The organism is Caballeronia sp. ATUFL_F2_KS9A (assembly GCF_023630765.1).
GTDB classification, from domain to species: Bacteria; Pseudomonadota; Gammaproteobacteria; order Burkholderiales; family Burkholderiaceae; genus Caballeronia; species Caballeronia zhejiangensis.
In genome coordinates this window covers 26,044-41,915 of sequence record NZ_JALQEK010000013.1, presented here as the reverse complement: position 1 = coordinate 41,915, position 15,872 = coordinate 26,044, and the positions used below count along the sequence as shown (strand labels likewise).

Annotated in this window: 15 protein-coding genes; 9 read left to right on the top strand and 6 right to left on the bottom strand. The window is 63.8% G+C overall.

The genetic code is table 11. The features are described from left to right. Positions 1–55 precede the first annotated feature (55 nt). The 4 genes from NCS67_RS10790 to pyrF all read left to right on the top strand — a co-directional run bounded on the left by NCS67_RS10790 (position 56) and on the right by pyrF (position 3,804). Positions 56–844 (top strand): SDR family NAD(P)-dependent oxidoreductase, encoded by a 789-nt coding sequence (locus NCS67_RS10790; protein ID WP_239295154.1) that lies wholly within the window; start codon positions 56–58, stop codon positions 842–844. After that, positions 835–1,710 (top strand): SMP-30/gluconolactonase/LRE family protein, encoded by an 876-nt coding sequence (locus tag NCS67_RS10785; protein WP_250435193.1) that lies wholly within the window; start codon positions 835–837, stop codon positions 1,708–1,710. The genes NCS67_RS10790 and NCS67_RS10785 overlap by 10 nt, the downstream gene beginning before the upstream one ends. A gap of 87 nt (positions 1,711–1,797) precedes the next feature. Beyond that, positions 1,798–2,901, top strand: coding sequence for an aldose 1-epimerase (locus NCS67_RS10780; RefSeq protein WP_239295152.1), 1,104 nt, complete (start codon positions 1,798–1,800; stop codon positions 2,899–2,901). Between the two features lie 90 nt (positions 2,902–2,991). Further along, positions 2,992–3,804: an orotidine-5'-phosphate decarboxylase gene (pyrF, locus tag NCS67_RS10775; protein WP_250435191.1), complete on the top strand. Its 813-nt coding sequence runs from the start codon at positions 2,992–2,994 to the stop codon at positions 3,802–3,804. Between the two features lie 265 nt (positions 3,805–4,069). Here the strand turns inward: pyrF and NCS67_RS10770 are convergent, their stop codons facing one another. The 3 genes from NCS67_RS10770 to thiL are packed head-to-tail and all read right to left on the bottom strand — an operon-like array spanning position 4,070 to position 6,110. Continuing rightward, complete coding sequence (locus tag NCS67_RS10770; protein ID WP_008342881.1) at positions 4,070–4,570, bottom strand: CinA family protein; 501 nt, start codon at positions 4,568–4,570, stop codon at positions 4,070–4,072. A gap of 27 nt (positions 4,571–4,597) precedes the next feature. Beyond that, positions 4,598–5,131, bottom strand: coding sequence for a phosphatidylglycerophosphatase A family protein (locus NCS67_RS10765; RefSeq protein WP_239295150.1), 534 nt, complete (start codon positions 5,129–5,131; stop codon positions 4,598–4,600). Next, positions 5,121–6,110 carry a thiamine-phosphate kinase gene (gene thiL / locus NCS67_RS10760; protein ID WP_250435189.1) on the bottom strand — a complete coding sequence of 330 codons (990 nt, stop codon included), beginning with the start codon at positions 6,108–6,110 and terminating at the stop codon, positions 5,121–5,123. Before thiL ends, NCS67_RS10765 begins: the two co-directional genes overlap by 11 nt. 242 nt (positions 6,111–6,352) lie before the next feature. Here thiL and NCS67_RS10755 point away from each other — a divergent pair, with 242 nt between their 5' ends. The 3 genes from NCS67_RS10755 to NCS67_RS10745 all read left to right on the top strand — a co-directional run bounded on the left by NCS67_RS10755 (position 6,353) and on the right by NCS67_RS10745 (position 10,120). Beyond that, on the top strand, positions 6,353–8,647 hold the full coding sequence (locus NCS67_RS10755) for an NADP-dependent malic enzyme (RefSeq protein WP_008342878.1): 2,295 nt from the start codon (positions 6,353–6,355) through the stop codon (positions 8,645–8,647). 410 nt (positions 8,648–9,057) lie between these two features. Continuing rightward, a complete protein-coding gene (locus tag NCS67_RS10750) occupies positions 9,058–9,552 on the top strand; it encodes a guanyl-specific ribonuclease (protein ID WP_033537314.1) in 495 nt (164 codons plus the stop codon). A 4-nt stretch (positions 9,553–9,556) separates the two neighbouring features. Further along, positions 9,557–10,120, top strand: a complete 564-nt coding sequence (locus NCS67_RS10745; protein ID WP_008342876.1) for a barstar family protein — start codon at positions 9,557–9,559, stop codon at positions 10,118–10,120. Between the two features lie 65 nt (positions 10,121–10,185). Here the strand turns inward: NCS67_RS10745 and NCS67_RS10740 are convergent, their stop codons facing one another. Together NCS67_RS10740 and NCS67_RS10735 are read right to left on the bottom strand one after the other, a co-directional pair. Beyond that, entirely contained in the window at positions 10,186–10,923 is a 738-nt protein-coding gene (locus NCS67_RS10740) for a 16S rRNA (uracil(1498)-N(3))-methyltransferase (RefSeq protein WP_008342875.1), read from the bottom strand. Between the two features lie 53 nt (positions 10,924–10,976). Further along, entirely contained in the window at positions 10,977–11,390 is a 414-nt protein-coding gene (locus tag NCS67_RS10735) for a VOC family protein (RefSeq protein WP_008342874.1), read from the bottom strand. 432 nt (positions 11,391–11,822) lie between these two features. Between NCS67_RS10735 and tkt the strand changes: the two genes are divergently transcribed. Both tkt and gap read left to right on the top strand, forming a co-directional pair. Further along, positions 11,823–13,877 carry a transketolase gene (tkt, locus tag NCS67_RS10730; protein ID WP_239295147.1) on the top strand — a complete coding sequence of 685 codons (2,055 nt, stop codon included), beginning with the start codon at positions 11,823–11,825 and terminating at the stop codon, positions 13,875–13,877. Between the two features lie 47 nt (positions 13,878–13,924). Then, positions 13,925–14,935: a type I glyceraldehyde-3-phosphate dehydrogenase gene (gap, locus tag NCS67_RS10725; protein WP_008342872.1), complete on the top strand. Its 1,011-nt coding sequence runs from the start codon at positions 13,925–13,927 to the stop codon at positions 14,933–14,935. A gap of 53 nt (positions 14,936–14,988) precedes the next feature. Here the strand turns inward: gap and NCS67_RS10720 are convergent, their stop codons facing one another. Next, the gene (locus NCS67_RS10720) at positions 14,989–15,684 is read right to left on the bottom strand and encodes a FadR/GntR family transcriptional regulator (RefSeq protein ID WP_034471690.1); all 696 of its coding nucleotides are present in this window, start codon (positions 15,682–15,684) and stop codon (positions 14,989–14,991) included. Between the last annotated feature and the right edge of the window lie 188 nt (positions 15,685–15,872).

Here is a 15,872-nt window from a genome sequence, read left to right as displayed (position 1 = left end):
CGAAAAGCGCAAAGCAAACAAGCGCGACAAGCGCAGCAAGGAGAGACAAAACCCAATGTCAACGATCGAAAAGAACCTCGCAAGATACCCCAGCCTGCAAGGCAAAACAGTGCTGATAACCGGAGGCGCAACTGGCATCGGCGAAGGCTTCGTCGAACACTTCTTCGATCAGGGCGCGAAAGTCGCCTTCTTCGACATCGACACCGACGCTGGCGAAGCGCTCGCCGACCGCCTCGGCGCGGCTCTGCAAGAAGGCCAAACGCGCCCGATGTTCCTCAACGTCGACCTGACCGACATCGACGCATTGCGCAAAGGCATCGCCGACGTAAGAGCCGCCCTCGGCCCCATCAACGTGCTCGTCAACAACGCCGCCAACGACAAACGCCACGCAATCGAAGACGTCACGCCCGAGTCGTACGATGCAGGCATCGCGGTCAACATCCGCCATCAATTCTTCGCGGCGCAGGCCGTCATCGACGACATGAAGCGCGCGGGCGGCGGCTCGATCATCAATCTCGGCTCGATCAGCTGGATGCTCAAGCAAGGCAACTTCCCCGTCTACACGACGTCGAAATCGGCAGTGCAAGGCATGACGCGCGGCCTCGCGCGCGATCTCGGCAAATTCGGCATCCGCGTCAATACGCTCGTGCCGGGCTGGGTGATGACCGAAAAGCAAAAGCGTCTGTGGCTCGACGAGGCCGGCAAGGAAGCAATCAAGCAAGGCCAGTGCATCGACGGAGAACTGCTGCCCGCACACCTCGCGCGCGCGGCGCTCTTTCTCGCATCGGACGACAGCAAAATGATCACGGCGCAGGACATGATCGTCGACGGAGGATGGGCCTGATGAATCCGATGCGAGCGCAACTTCTCATCGACAGCCAGTGTTCGCTCGGCGAAGGCGCGACGTGGTGCGCCGCGAGCGGCCGCTTCTGGTGGACCGATATCGAAGGCAAGAAGCTGTGGCGCTACGATCCGCGCGACGGCGCGAGCGAATCGTTCGACATGCCCGAGCGGCTCGCCTGCTTCACGCCGTGCGCCGATGCGCGTTTCCTGCTGCTCGGCCTCGCATCGCGGCTCGCGTTCCATGAAATCGCGACGGGCAAGATCGAAACCATCATGGAAGTCGAAGCCGATCTGCCGACGCGCCTCAACGACGGCCGTTGCGACCGCGAAGGGCGCTTCGTGTTCGGCACGAAACACGACGTGGACGATGCGCAACCGGTCGGCGCGTTTTATCGGCTGAACGCGGATCTGTCGCTGGAAAAGCTGCCGCTCGGGAATTGCGCGATCTCGAATAGCATCGGCTTCTCGCCCGATGGCGCGACGATGTACTACTGCGACTCGCCCACGCGTCAGATTCGCGTATGCGACTATCCGACGTTCGACAACGACCGCGTGTTCGTCGAGCTGACGGATGCGACCGGCGTGCCCGACGGCTCGATCGTCGATGCGGACGGCGGCTTGTGGAACGCGCAGTGGGGCGGCGCGCGCGTCGTGCGCTACGGAAGCGACGGCCGCGAGACGGCGCGCATCGGCGTGCCGAGCGCGCAGCCGAGTTGCGCCGCGTTCGGCGGCGCGGACTTCGGCACGCTGTATGTGACGACGGCGCGCATCGGCCTCGGCGAAACAGACGCGCACGCAGGCGGCGTGTTCGTCGCGACGCCCGGTGCACGCGGCATCGCGGAAGCCGTATTTGCGGGCAAGGCGTAACCAGAACACGAGGCGGCGCGCGATCGACGCGCCGCCCGACTCATCCCGGCAACGCCGGGTTCTTCGCCTCTCGATGGAGCACGAGTCATGGCTGTCGCGCGAACAGAGCAAAGACCGAATCCTGCATCGACGTCCAAGGAACAGGCGAACGCCCGCCGTGCGCGTCTCGCCGCCGCCACCGAACCGCCGATCCGTCCCGGCCCGAGCACCGCGGTCGTCGCGATGGGCGGCGCCGATGTCGACGGCTGCATCACGCTCGCCAACGCGCATTTGCGGCTCGAGCTGGCACCGTCGCTCGGCGGCGGCATCACGCGCTTCGACTGGCGGCACGAAGGCACGCTCGTGCCGATCTTCCGGCCGTGCGTCGAGCCGGGACCGGACACCGATCCGAATCAGCTCGCGTGCTATCCGCTTTTGCCGTATTCGAACCGCATCGGCAACGGACACTTTCAGTTTTCCGGACGCTCGATCGACGTGCCGTGCAATCGCGCGGGCGAACCGCTGCCGCTGCACGGCGATGGCTGGCTCGGCGCGTGGGAAGTCGCGGAGCAGGATTCCGCGCGCGTGCGTCTCACGCTCGATTGCAGCGGCGGCACGCCTTACGCGTTTCGCGCCGCGCAGACTTACACGCTCGACGAAGCGACGCTCGCCGTGACGCTCGATGTCGAAAATACCGGCGACGAAGCGCTGCCGTTCGGCCTCGGGCTGCATCCGTTCCTGATGCGCGAGGCGGACACGGAGTTGTCGGCGGCGGCGGGCGGCGTGTGGCTGTGCGGCGACGACTGGCTGCCTGTGCGGCATGTTCCGACGCCGCCCGCGTGGCAATTCGGCGTTGCGTATCCGATGCCATCGGAAATGGTCAACAACGCGTTCACCGGATGGAGCGGGCGCACGAGCGTGCTGTGGCCGAAGCGCCGCCTGTCGCTGACGATCGCCGCCGACACCGATTACTACGTGCTCTACGCGCCGCCCGGCGAAAGCTTTTTCTGCTTCGAGCCGGTCGATCATCCGATCAACGCGGTGAATCTGCCCGGCGGTGGGGAAGCGAACGGCATGACTGTGCTCGAACCGGGCGAACGCTTGTCGCGGGAATTCCGCTTCACCGTCGAGCGCACCGGGGAAGCGACGCGGCGCGGAAGGCCGCGCACGCGGGCAGGCGCGAAGGCGCGGGCACGGGACGCGGCGCGCTGATCCGCGCCGGAAGCGCGACGGAAGCGCGACGGAAGATGACGCCACGCACGCTAAAATGCGTGGCATCGACGTTTTCAACATCTTCCCGCCATGTCCTTCATCGAATCGCTCAATGCCGCGTGGTCGCGGACTCAATCGCTTCTGTGCGTCGGCCTCGACCCGGAGCCGGCGAAGTTTCCCGGCGCACTCAACGGCCGCGCCGACGCGATCTTCGAGTTCTGCAAGACCATCGTCGATGCAACCGCGCCGTATGCATCGTCGTTCAAGCCGCAGATTGCGTACTTCGCGGCGCATCGCGCGGAAGATCAGCTCGAAGCGCTGATCGCGCATATCCACGAGAAGCACGCCGGCATTCCGGTGATTCTCGATGCGAAGCGCGGCGATATCGGCAGCACGGCCGAGCAGTACGCGAAGGAAGCGTTCGAGCGCTATCGGGCCGATGCCGTCACCGTGAATCCGTACATGGGCTTCGATTCCATCGAGCCGTATCTCGCGCATGAGGGCAAGGGCGTGATCGTGCTGTGCCGCACGTCGAACGCGGGCGGCTCCGATCTGCAATTTCTCACGACCGATGGCAAGCCGCTGTATCAGGTCGTCGCCAGGCTCGCGGCGGAAAAGTGGAATGACAAGGGCCAGTTGGGCCTCGTCGTCGGTGCGACGTTTCCGAAGGAAATCGAAACGGTACGCGGGATCGTCGGCGACATGCCGCTTCTGATTCCGGGCATCGGCGCACAGGGCGGCGATGTCGAAGCAACCGTGCGCGCGGGCCGCACCGCGAACGGCACGGGCATGTTGATCAATTCGTCGCGCGCGATCATCTACGCCGGCAAGGGCGATGATTACGCGCAAGCCGCGGCCGAAGCCGCGAAGAAGACGCGCGATACGATCAATCAGTATCGGTGAGCGCGCGCTTCAACTATCGGCAATAGGCGCGAACAGCGCCTCGATGTCTTCGGCGGAGAACTTCTCCACCGCGCGCGCATCTTCGGACAGAATGCCCGCCGCGAGCGCTTAACGATGGCGATGTACAACGGCGGCTCGGTCGGCAATGTGACGTTCGATTGCGGCCGAAGGTCTTCCGACCCATCCAGCGGGCCACCTGATCCTTGCTGAACGTGACGGAATCGGCCGGATTGTCGATGCGCTTGTTCATGCGATCGACGCGCGCTCAGCGCTCGCTCTGATCCATGAACTCCAGCAGCCTGCGCAACGCATGCGCGGCGGCCTGCGTTCGCACTTGTTCGCGGTCGCCCTTGAAATGCTGGGTCTCGATCTGCGTATTCAGACGATTGCTCCATCCGAAGCACACGGTACCGACCGGCTTCGCCTCGCTGCCGCCCGCCGGTCCCGCCACGCCCGTAATCGACACCGAGACCTGCGCGCGGCTGTTGCGCAGCGCGCCTTCGGCCATGGCCTTCGCGACCGGCTCGCTGACCGCGCCGTGCTGTTCGATCAGCGTCGCGGGCACGCCGATCATCTCGATCTTCGCGAGATTCGAATACGTGACGAAGCCGCGCTCGAACCACGCGCTGCTGCCCGAAATATCGGTGATGGCGGTCGCGACCATGCCGCCCGTGCACGACTCGGCGGTGGCGAGCATCAGCCGTTCGGCGTGCAGCTTGTTGCCGACGCGAATCGCAAGTTGGTGAACGACGGTGTCGGTTGGCATGGCGGTGGTCTCGATGGATGGAAAAAATCAGACGGTCATGCGCCAGAGCGCGATCACGAGCAGCGTGAAGAACGCCGCGACGAGATCATCGAACATGATGCCGAAACCGCCTTTCAACCGGCGATCGAAATATCGGATGGGCGGCGGTTTCACCATGTCGAAGAAGCGGAACACGACGAACGCCCACAATTGCCCGGTGAAGGTCGCGGGCGTGACGAGCAGCAGCACGAGCCAGAACGCGACGATCTCGTCCCACACGACCGGCGACGGATCGTCGGTGCCCATTTTCTTCGCGGTGAAGCCGGTGAACCAGCATCCGGCGATGAAGCCGGCGACGATCAGCGCGCCCCATTCCGCGACCGTCAGATGCGGATTGAACACGACGAACGACACCCATGCGAATAACGTGCCGACCGTGCCCGGCACGATGGGAGACAGTCCGCTGCCGAAGCCGAGCGAAAGAATATGAAGCGGATGGTCGAGCATGAAGCGCGCGCTCGCCCGGCGCGGCTTGCTGCGCGGCGCGGCCGGGTCGCCCGCTAGCGTGGGGTCAGTCTGCATGGAAATGATCGAAGCCTTGCAACGTCAGGGAGAGCGGGGCGCCCGACGCATCGCGCCAGGCGATTGCGGGCGCACCGGATGACTCGATTGTACCGATGCGCGTCAGCGGCACTTTCACGTCCGTCGCGATTTTGGCGAGCGCGTCGCGGGCATCGATGGGCGCGGTGAAGCAGAGCTCGTAGTCGTCGCCGCCCGCGAGCGTGCATTGTCGGCGCGCGGTTTCGGGCAGCGCGCGCACGGCATCGGAGCACGGCACGGCATCGGCATCGACGACCGCGCGCACGCCCGAACGCTTCAGGATGTGCATGAGATCGCCCGCGAGGCCATCGGAGATATCGAGCGCCGCGTGCGCCACGCCGCGCAACGCCATGCCCAACGCGACGCGCGGTTCCGGGCGCTCCAGCGCGCGCCGCCAGGCGGAAGCTTCCGGCGCGGACCACTCGCCGCGAATCGCGCCGAGGCCCGCGCGCGCGTCGCCCAAGGTGCCGGATATGTAGATGTCGTCGCCGGGACGCGCCGCATCGCGACGCAATGCCGCACCCTGCGGCACGTCGCCGAACACCGTGATGCAGATGTTGAGCGGCCCGCTCGTCGTATCGCCGCCGACGAGCGCGCAATCGTGACGTTCCGCGAGCGCGAAGAGACCGTTGCTGAACGCTTCGAGCCACGTTTCGTCGGCGCGCGGCAACGCCAGCGCGAGCGTGAACGCGTGCGGCTTCGCGCCCATCGCGGCGAGATCGGACAGGTTCACCGCGAGCGCCTTGTGACCGAGCGCGTACGGATCGACATCGGGAAAGAAGTGGCGTCCTTCGACCAGCATGTCCGTCGAAATGGCGAGCTGATGGCCAACCGGCGGCGCGATAAGCGCGCAGTCGTCGCCGATGCCGAGCGGCTTCGCGGCCTCCTCGTCATGACGCGGGGAAGGCGCCGTCGCGCGGCGTGCAAAGAAACGGTCGATCAGTGAAAACTCGGAGAGCATGCGTCGGCGCTTGAGGTTGATTGTTGCAATGCACGATGAAAAACACAGCGCGCCGAAACCGGCGCCGCATCTCGAAAACACTCGGCCGATGCCCGCGAAGGCTTGCCGGACGGACCGACCAGACGTTTTCCAGTCATGGCACTTGTAGCCGAAATGCATGGAGCGCGGTCCGAAACCGCGACTGATTGGCGCTACAATGCGTTCGAACTTCCATTCTAATTCCCGCACTGCTAGCCCGCCTTATGACGACTGACGCCAATACCAAGTTGCGCGAAGCTGCGCTCGACTATCACGAGTTTCCGGTTCCCGGGAAGATCGCGATCGCCCCCACCAAGCAGATGATCAACCAGCGCGACCTCGCGCTGGCTTACTCGCCGGGCGTCGCGTTCGCGTGTGAAGCGATCGTCGAAGATCCGCTGAACGCCGCGCGCTTCACCGCGCGCAGCAATCTCGTCGGCGTCGTCAGCAATGGCACGGCCGTGCTGGGCCTCGGCAACATCGGGCCGCTCGCATCGAAGCCGGTGATGGAAGGCAAGGCCGTGCTCTTCAAGAAGTTCGCCGGCATCGACGTGTTCGATATCGAGCTGAACGAAAGCGATCCGCACAAGCTCGTCGACGTGATCGCCGCGCTCGAGCCGACTTTCGGCGGCATCAATCTGGAAGACATCAAGGCGCCGGACTGCTTCATCGTCGAACGCGAATGCCGCAAGCGCATGAAAATTCCCGTCTTCCACGACGATCAGCACGGCACGGCCATCGTCGTCGCGGCGGCGATCACGAACGGTCTGAAGGTGGTCGGCAAGAACATCGGCGAAGTGAAGCTGGTCGCGTCGGGCGCGGGCGCGGCGGCGCTGGCGTGCCTGAATCTGCTCGTCGATCTCGGCATGAAGCGCGAGAACATTTTCGTGACGGATCTGGCCGGCGTCGTCTACAAGGGCCGCACGGAGCTGATGGACCCGGACAAGGAGCTCTTCGCGCGCGAAACGAGCGCGCGCACGCTCGCCGAAGTGATCGAAGGCGCGGACGTGTTCCTCGGGCTTTCGGCCGGCGGCGTGCTCAAGCAGGACATGGTCAAGCAGATGGCCGCGAAGCCGCTGATTCTCGCGCTCGCGAATCCGACGCCGGAAATCCTGCCGGAACTCGCGCTCGAAGTGCGCCCGGACGCCGTGCTCGCCACCGGCCGCACGGATTATCCGAATCAGGTCAACAACGTTCTGTGCTTCCCGTTCATCTTCCGCGGCGCGCTCGATGTCGGCGCGACCGTCATCACGAAGGAAATGGAAATCGCTGCGGTGAACGCCATCGCGGAACTGGCGCGTCAGGAGCAGAGCGATATCGTCGCGACGGCTTATGGCATCCAGGATTTGTCGTTCGGCCCGGAATATCTGATTCCGAAGCCTTTCGATCCGCGTCTCATCGTGAAGATCGCGCCGGCCGTCGCGAAGGCGGCGATGGACAGCGGCGTGGCGACGCGTCCGATCGAGGACATGGAAGCGTACGAGCAGCATCTGCAGCAGTTCGTCTATCACAGCGGCACGACGATGAAGCCCGTGTTCCAGCTCGCGCGCAGCGTCGAGCCGGAGAAGAAGCGCATCGTGTTCGCGGAGGGCGAGGAAGAGCGCGTGCTGCGCGCGGTGCAGATCGCCGTCGATGAAAAGATCGCGAAGCCGATTCTCATCGGCCGTCCGGCGGTCATCCAGCAGCGCATCCAGAAATTCGGCCTGCGTCTCGCGCCGGGCGTCGATTTCTCCGTGGTCGATACGGACCACGACGAGCGCTATCGCGATTTCTGGCAGACGTACGCGAAGATGATGGCGCGCAAAGGCATCAGCCAGCAGATGGCAAAGCTCGAAATGCGCCGCCGCACGACGCTGATCGGCGCGATGCTCGTGCAGAAGGGCGAAGCCGACGGCATGATCTGCGGCACGGTGAGCACGACGCATCGTCATCTGCACTTCATCGATCAGGTGATCGGAAAGAAGGAAGGCGCGAACGTGTACGCGGCAATGAACGCGCTCGTGCTGCCGGGGCGTCAGATTTTCATCGTCGATACGCACGTGAACGTCGATCCGACGCCCGAGCAGCTCGCCGAAATCACGATGCTCGCGGCGGAAGAAGTGAAGCGCTTCGGCATCGTGCCGAAGATCGCGCTCCTGTCGCATTCGAACTTCGGCACCAGCAATGCGCCGACCGCGCAGAAGATGCGCGACGTGCTCGCGATCCTCAAGGAACGCGCGCCCGATCTCGACGTCGACGGCGAAATGCACGGCGACGTGGCGCTCGATGCGCGTCTGCGCAAGGAAGTGCTGCCCGAATCGACGCTCGAAGGCGACGCGAACCTGCTGATCCTGCCGAACATCGACGCGGCGAACATCTCGTACAACCTGCTGAAGACGGCGGCGGGAAGCGGCATCGCGATCGGGCCGATCCTGCTCGGCGCGGCGAAGCCGGTTCACGTGCTCACTTCATCGGCGACGGTGCGGCGAATCGTCAACATGACGGCATTGCTGGTGGCGGATGCATCGGCGGCGCGCTGATCGCGGCTTGCTTTGACCAAGAACGCGGCGGGCTTTCCCGCCGCTTTTTTTGCGCGAAAAAAAAGCGTGCCGTGGACACACGGCACGCCGCGAAAAAAGCAAAGGAGTGTTTGCTTTACACGCAAAAAGCGGGATCGAACGGCAAGCGCGATGCCGCGAAACTGGCGACGAGTGAGGCGGCTCGTCCAACGCTTCAGATCCCACGAGCAGATTATTATCCTGACTGGGATAAAAATCTCTCAGATTTCGGCTAATTCTTCGGATGATTACGTCATCAGAATTTGCGGGATCGGTCCAAACTGCGAAAAAATTTCCGATTTTCGGGCGAACGTTGCTTCGCCCTGTCATTAGCGATACCCTTACATCTTTCATGGTCGTGAATTCTGGTGTAACGCGAGGACAACCGTTTGGTGACACGCGCGAGGGCTCTTTCGTTTTTCGTCGCCTTGAGCGTCCTGTTGGGCGCGTGCGGCAAGGATGAACCTCGAAGCGGCGTTCAGGAGATGGTTGCTTCGGCGAGTCCGGCGCCCGTCTCGCCGGCCGAACCGGTCCGTGAAGCGCAGGTGCGGCAACCGCAAGCGACCGGCGAGCAGGAGCGCGACGGGCTGGCCACCGTCTACATTGCGCAGTTGCCCAAGCAGGCGGTCGCAACCTTGCGGCTGATCGAAGCGGGCGGCCCTTTCCCTTTCGAGAAGGACGGCGTCGTGTTCGGCAATCGCGAGCGTTTGCTTCCGCGGCATCCACGCGGCTACTACCACGAATACACCGTTCCCACGCCTCGCGCGCGGGATCGCGGCGCGCGCCGGATCGTGTGTGGCGGTCCGAAGAAGAAGCTCGACGATTGCTACTACACGGACGACCACTACGCCAGTTTCAAACGCATTGCGGATCAACTACGGGATTAACGGCATGAGCGACAACATCTACGCGCACGACCACAGCGTCGCGGGTGATCTTTTCGCCACCGGCGATGGCAACCTGTTCCAGCGAGTATTGCGGCTACGCATGACAGAACACGACAACAGACCCGACGACGAGACCAGGCCCGAGGAGCTCCATCCGCAAGAGGATTCGGAATCGCTGTTCGCAACCGTGCGGCCGAACATCGTGCAGTCGATTCGCGCGTTCCGGGTGCAGGATCTCGCGGACGAAGCGAACCGCCTCGGCCAGCATTTCCTGTACGCGTATCTCGGCCATGCGCAGAGCAAACAGGAAGTGCTCGAGACTATCGCTCTTTCGTTTCTCTTTCCCAAACACTTCGGCAAGAACTACGACGCGCTTTACGATTCGCTCACCGATCTCGTTCACAAGGCGGGCTCGCAACCGGGTTTCGTGATCGTGCTGGAACAACTGCCGATCGCGCAGAAGTTCGACAAGGAAGGCCGCGAAGTGCTGCTGGACGTATTCCGCGACGCGGCGGAATTCTGGGCGGAAAGGAAAGTGGCTTTCCGCGTGTTCTATTCGTTCGTCTGAGCATTCGAACCAAGGCCGGCGCAAAGCAGGAAAATAGCCCGATGGGTTTCCATCGGGCTATTTTTTTACCAGCCGCCCCAGCGCGCGGCCAGCGCCGCCAACACCGCAATGCCCGCCGTCTCCGTGCGCAGCACGCGCGGGCCGAGCCCGAGCGTGGAAAAACCCGCATCGACGATCGCGGTTTCTTCCGCGGGCGAAAAACCCGCTTCCGGCCCGATCAGCAAAGTGACGGGACTCGCCGGCGGATCGACGGGCAACGATGCGAAGCTGACTTCGGCGCGCGGCGAGAGAAGGAGGCGCAGTTCGCCGTCGATGGCGGCGGGCAGGTCGGCGAGCCAGGCGCCGAGATCGCGTGGCGGCGCAACCTCGGGCACGCGATTGCGCCCGCATTGCTCGCACGCCGCGCGCGTGAGCGCCTGCCAGTGCGCCTGACGACGCAATGCGCGCTCGCCGGCGAGACGCACGACGCCGCGCTCGGCCGTGATCGGCGCAATGCCCGAGACGCCGAGTTCCACCGCCTTCTCGATGAGCCAGTCCATCTTGTCGCCGCCCGCGACGCCTTGCGCGAGCGTCACGCGATACGGCGGCTCGGCTTCGCGATCGCTGTGTTCGTCGATGCGCGCGGTCGCCGCGCGTTTGGCGATATCGACGAGCTCGCCGCGATATTCGCCGCCGCGGCCATCGAAGAGTGTGATTGCATCGCCCGTTTGCAGACGCAGGACGTGCACATGACGCACGACGTCATCCGGAAGGGCGAAGGTTTGGCCTGCGCAGAGCGGGCCGTCGACATGAAAACGTGGCATGAATGATTGATCGCGGACTCGGCCGTCCGCGGATAGTGAGAATGCCTGCGCGCTCAGCGCAGATGCCGCGCGATCGCCCAGCGATAGCCGTCCGGATCTTCGATCTGCGCGAAGCGGTCGCCCCAGAACTGGTCCTGCGGCTCGATGAGCGCCTTCGCGCCGACTGCGAGCGCCTGATGGAACGTGGCGTCGACGTCATCGACGTATAAATAGAAGGACTGCGGCGCCATTTGCCCCGCGCTCTTCGGCGTGCGCGCCTGCGAACCGTACGCGCCTTCGGGCGCGAACATCACGATCAACTGCCCGCGATACGTCATCTCGACATGGATGACCGTGCCGTCGTCGTTGACGCTGTCGCGCACCGCGAAGCCTAGCGCTTTTTCATAAAACGCAATGCTCACGCGTGCGTCGCGCACGGTGAGATACGGAGTCAGCCAGGGCACGTCGGCGGGGCGAGGGTCGGTCATCGAAAGCACTCCTTGAAGCCTTGCTGCTGCACATTGGGAAACATTTTGCCATGAAGACGTACGATCAATGGACCGGCAAGGAACCTGCGCGATACGCCGCGCGCCGGACGGATTTCGCCAGATGAACGTCCGTTGACCGCGCGCGTTACCGTGTAAGGTCACGGATTGTCATGCCGCCGTGACAGTGCGGCGACGCGTGAAGTGCACGGAACATGCCCGCGCCCGGGACGTCCGGACGCACCGGATTTGCGCCCTTACAGACGCGTGTCAATCGGACCGGTCTGTTAGAATGATGGGCTTCCGATCCTCGTCGTTTCTCGTCGTTTCCAAGTCGTTCCGGTCCTGAAAACGTGGTGTGTGCGGGTCCGGCCCGAGTGAGAAGTACTGCAAGAGAAGCACCGCGGATCATTTCAGCACCTGCCCAGACTCGACATGACGATCCCGACCTCCAGCCAGACCGCCCTCATGGCCAACGCAATCCGCGCGCTCGCCATGGACGCCGTTCAACAAGCCAACTCCGGCCATCCCGGCATGCCGATGGGCATGGCGGAAATCGGCGTCGCGCTGTGGTCGCGCCATCTGAAGCACAATCCCGCGAATCCGCACTGGTTCGATCGCGACCGTTTCGTGTTGTCGAACGGTCACGGCTCGATGTTGCTGTATTCGCTGCTGCACCTCACCGGCTACGACCTGCCGATGAGCGAGCTCAAGAACTTCCGTCAACTGCATTCGAAGACGCCGGGCCATCCGGAATACGGCATCACGGCCGGCGTCGAGACGACCACGGGCCCGCTCGGCCAGGGCGTCGGCAATGCGGTCGGCATGGCGCTCGCCGAGGCGCTGCTCGCCGCCGAATTCAACAAGGCTGACGCGAAGATCGTCGATCACTACACGTACGTGTTCCTCGGCGACGGCTGCCTGATGGAAGGCATTTCGCACGAAGCGTGCTCGCTCGCGGGCACGCTCAAGCTCAACAAGCTGATCGCGCTGTACGACGACAACGGCATTTCCATCGACGGCCACGTCGAGCACTGGTTCCACGACGACACGCCGAAGCGCTTCGAAGCGTATGGCTGGAACGTGATCCGCGCCGTGGACGGCCACAACGTCGATGCAGTCGATGCCGCTATCGCCGCCGCGAAGAAGTCGGACAAGCCGACGCTGATCTGCTGCCGCACGGTCATCGGCAAGGGCGCGCCGACGAAGGCGGGCGGTCACGACGCGCACGGCGCGCCGCTCGGCGACAAGGAAATCGCGGCGACGCGCGCGGCGATCGGCTGGAACTACGGTCCGTTCGAAATTCCGCAGGAAGTGTATGCGGCGTGGGACGCGAAGGAACAAGGCACGCACGCCGAAGCGGAATGGAACAAGGCGTTCGACGCCTACCGCGCGAAGTACGCGTCGGAAGCGAGCGAATTCACGCGCCGCATGAGCGGCGAGCTGCCCGCGAACTGGGCCGAAGCTGCCGCGAAGATCATCGAGGACGCGAATCAGAAGGCCGAAACCATCGCGACGCGCAAGGCCTCGCAGAACGCCATCGAAGGGCTGGCCGCGGCACTGCCGGAACTGCTCGGCGGCTCGGCCGACCTGACCGGCTCGAACCTCACCAACTGGAAGGCTTCCAAAGCCGTTCGCGCCGCAGGCGACGCCGAAAACGCGAATCCGGAACACGCGGGCATCCAGTGGGGCAATCACATCAACTACGGCGTGCGCGAGTTCGGCATGTCGGCTGCGATCAACGGCATCGCGCTGCATGGCGGCTATCGTCCGTTCGGCGGCACGTTCCTGACGTTCTCGGACTACAGCCGCAACGCGCTGCGCGTCGCCGCGCTGATGAAGTCGCGCTCGATCTTCGTCTTCACGCACGATTCCATCGGTCTCGGCGAAGATGGTCCGACGCATCAGTCGATCGAACATGTGTCGAGCCTGCGCCTGATCCCGAATCTGCAGACGTGGCGTCCGGCCGATACGGTCGAAACGGCGGTCGCGTGGACGCATTCGATCGCGCACAACGGCCCGTCGACGCTGATTTTCAGCCGCCAGAATCTGCAATTCTCGCCGCGCAACGACATTCAGATCGCCAACATCGCGAAGGGCGGCTACGTGCTGCGCGACTGGAACGACGATATCCCCGCGCGCAAGATCATCCTCATCGCGACCGGCTCGGAAGTGCAGCTCGCGATGCAAGCCGTCGAGGCGCTGGCGAAGGAAGGCATCGGCGCGCGCGTCGTGTCGATGCCGTGCACGAACGTCTTCGACAAGCAGGACGCCGAGTATCGTGAGCGCGTGCTGCCGAAGGGCGTGGCGCGCGTGGCGATCGAAGCGGGCGTGACGGATTTCTGGCGCAAGTATGTGGGCCTCGAAGGCGGCGTGGTCGGCATCGACACGTTCGGCGAGTCGGCTCCGGCGGGCGCGCTGTTCAAGCATTTCGGCTTCACGGTGGAGCATGTTGTCGCGACGGCGAAGGCCGTCCTCGCCGCGCAGTAAAATTCGCGGTCAGCGAAGCAGGTTTTTTTAAGCCAAGGAGATAGACCATGACGATTCGCGTTGCAATCAACGGCTATGGCCGTATCGGCCGCAACACGCTGCGCGCCCTCTATGAAAACGGCAAGAAGCACGACATCGAGATCGTCGCCATCAACGACCTCGGCGATGCCAAGACCAACGCGCACCTGACGCAGTACGACACGGCGCACGGCAAGTTCCCGGGCGAAGTGTCGGTGGACGGCGATTACCTCGTCGTCAACGGCGACAAGATCCGCGTTCTGGCGAACCGCAACCCGGCCGAACTGCCGTGGGGCGAGCTGAAGGTCGACGTGGTGATGGAGTGCACCGGCTTCTTCACGACGAAGGAAAAGGCGAGCGCGCACATCAAGGGCGGCGCGAAGAAGGTCATCATCTCGGCGCCGGGCGGCAAGGACGTCGACGCGACCATCGTGTACGGCGTGAATCACAACGTGCTGAAGGCGTCGGACACGGTCATCTCGAACGCATCGTGCACGACGAACTGCCTCGCGCCGCTCGTCAAGCCGTTGAACGACAAGATCGGCCTGGTGAACGGTCTGATGACCACGATCCACGCGTACACGAACGACCAGGTTCTGACGGACGTGTACCACGAAGACCTGCGCCGCGCGCGCTCGGCCACGCACAGCCAGATCCCGACGAAGACGGGCGCTGCTTCGGCCGTCGGCCTCGTGCTGCCCGAGCTGAACGGCAAGCTGGATGGCTACGCGATCCGCGTCCCGACGATCAACGTGTCGGTCGTCGATCTGTCGTTCATCGCCGCGCGCGATACGACGGTCGAAGAGATCAACAAGATCATGAAGGAAGCGTCGGAAGGCGAACTGAAGGGCGTGCTCGGCTACAACGATGCGCCGCTGGTTTCGATCGACTACAACCACAACCCGGCTTCGTCGACGTTCGATTCGACGCTCACGAAGGTGTCGGGCCGTCTCGTGAAGGTGTCGAGCTGGTACGACAACGAATGGGGCTTCTCTAACCGCATGCTGGATACGGCGGTCGCCCTCGCGAACGCGAAGTAAGTTTCAGCCTGCTGAAACGACAAAGCCGCTCTTCGGAGCGGCTTTTTTTCGCCTCAAGCTTTGCTCGGAACGGGAAAATGCACGCCCGCACGCTGCGCCGCGTTGACGATGTGACCTTCGATCGCGCGGCCGGCCTTCTCGCCGTCGCGCGCCTTCAGAGCCTCGATGATGACCGCGTGTTCGTGATACGTCGATAACACCAGTTCGCGCCGATAGAACGGCAGCCGCTGGCTCTCCTTCATGATGTCGGCGCTGCCGCGCAGGATCGATTCGATCGCCGCATTGCCCGCGAGACTCACGATACGCATGTGAAACGCGAAGTCGAGTTGCGCGGCTTCTTCCAGCGCCGATTCGGTCAACGCGGCGTGCAGCGAGTCGAGATTGTCGTCGAGCCAGTCGATGTCCGCGTCGCCGATCGAATGCGCCGCGAGCCGAGCGACGAATCCCTCCAGCGCGAAGCGCATCTGATAGGTGTCGGGCAACGACGCCTGATCGGCGAAGCGCCACGGATGTGCGTTGCTTGCCTGCGCACTGCTGACATACACGCCTTTTCCGGGCCGGATATGCAGCATGCCGAGCGCTTCGAGCGTCGAGAGCGCCTCGCGTAGCGACGCCCGGCTGATCGCCAATTCTTCCGATAGCTGCCGCTGCGCCGGAAGCAGACTCCCGACCGGATACATGCTCGATTCGATGCGCTCGCGAATGGTCGCGATGGCGGCGTCGGTCACGGTATGCGGGACGTTTTTCATAGGAAGAAAACTGAATTGGCCGGTCTGACCGCCATTGTATGCGCGTGCCGTGCGCGCGTGTGAACGACCGTGTCGCGGCCATTTCCGTACCCGGCCGGAACAGGGTAAACCGCTACCAAAGCTTCCTTGACGGCTCTATATCGGCTTTCTAATATTCCCCATCACAGCACTGGTCCGACCAGTCGGAA

Coding starts and splice junctions, on each gene's coding strand:
- NCS67_RS10790 (WP_239295154.1), top strand. CDS start 56: ATGTCAACGATCGAAAAGAACCTCGCAAGATACCCCAGCCTGCAAGGC.
- NCS67_RS10785 (WP_250435193.1), top strand. CDS start 835: ATGGGCCTGATGAATCCGATGCGAGCGCAACTTCTCATCGACAGCCAG.
- NCS67_RS10780 (WP_239295152.1), top strand. CDS start 1,798: ATGGCTGTCGCGCGAACAGAGCAAAGACCGAATCCTGCATCGACGTCC.
- pyrF (WP_250435191.1), top strand. CDS start 2,992: ATGTCCTTCATCGAATCGCTCAATGCCGCGTGGTCGCGGACTCAATCG.
- NCS67_RS10770 (WP_008342881.1), bottom strand. CDS start 4,570: ATGCCAACCGACACCGTCGTTCACCAACTTGCGATTCGCGTCGGCAAC.
- NCS67_RS10765 (WP_239295150.1), bottom strand. CDS start 5,131: ATGCAGACTGACCCCACGCTAGCGGGCGACCCGGCCGCGCCGCGCAGC.
- thiL (WP_250435189.1), bottom strand. CDS start 6,110: ATGCTCTCCGAGTTTTCACTGATCGACCGTTTCTTTGCACGCCGCGCG.
- NCS67_RS10755 (WP_008342878.1), top strand. CDS start 6,353: ATGACGACTGACGCCAATACCAAGTTGCGCGAAGCTGCGCTCGACTAT.
- NCS67_RS10745 (WP_008342876.1), top strand. CDS start 9,557: ATGAGCGACAACATCTACGCGCACGACCACAGCGTCGCGGGTGATCTT.
- NCS67_RS10740 (WP_008342875.1), bottom strand. CDS start 10,923: ATGCCACGTTTTCATGTCGACGGCCCGCTCTGCGCAGGCCAAACCTTC.
- NCS67_RS10735 (WP_008342874.1), bottom strand. CDS start 11,390: ATGACCGACCCTCGCCCCGCCGACGTGCCCTGGCTGACTCCGTATCTC.
- tkt (WP_239295147.1), top strand. CDS start 11,823: ATGACGATCCCGACCTCCAGCCAGACCGCCCTCATGGCCAACGCAATC.
- gap (WP_008342872.1), top strand. CDS start 13,925: ATGACGATTCGCGTTGCAATCAACGGCTATGGCCGTATCGGCCGCAAC.
- NCS67_RS10720 (WP_034471690.1), bottom strand. CDS start 15,684: ATGAAAAACGTCCCGCATACCGTGACCGACGCCGCCATCGCGACCATT.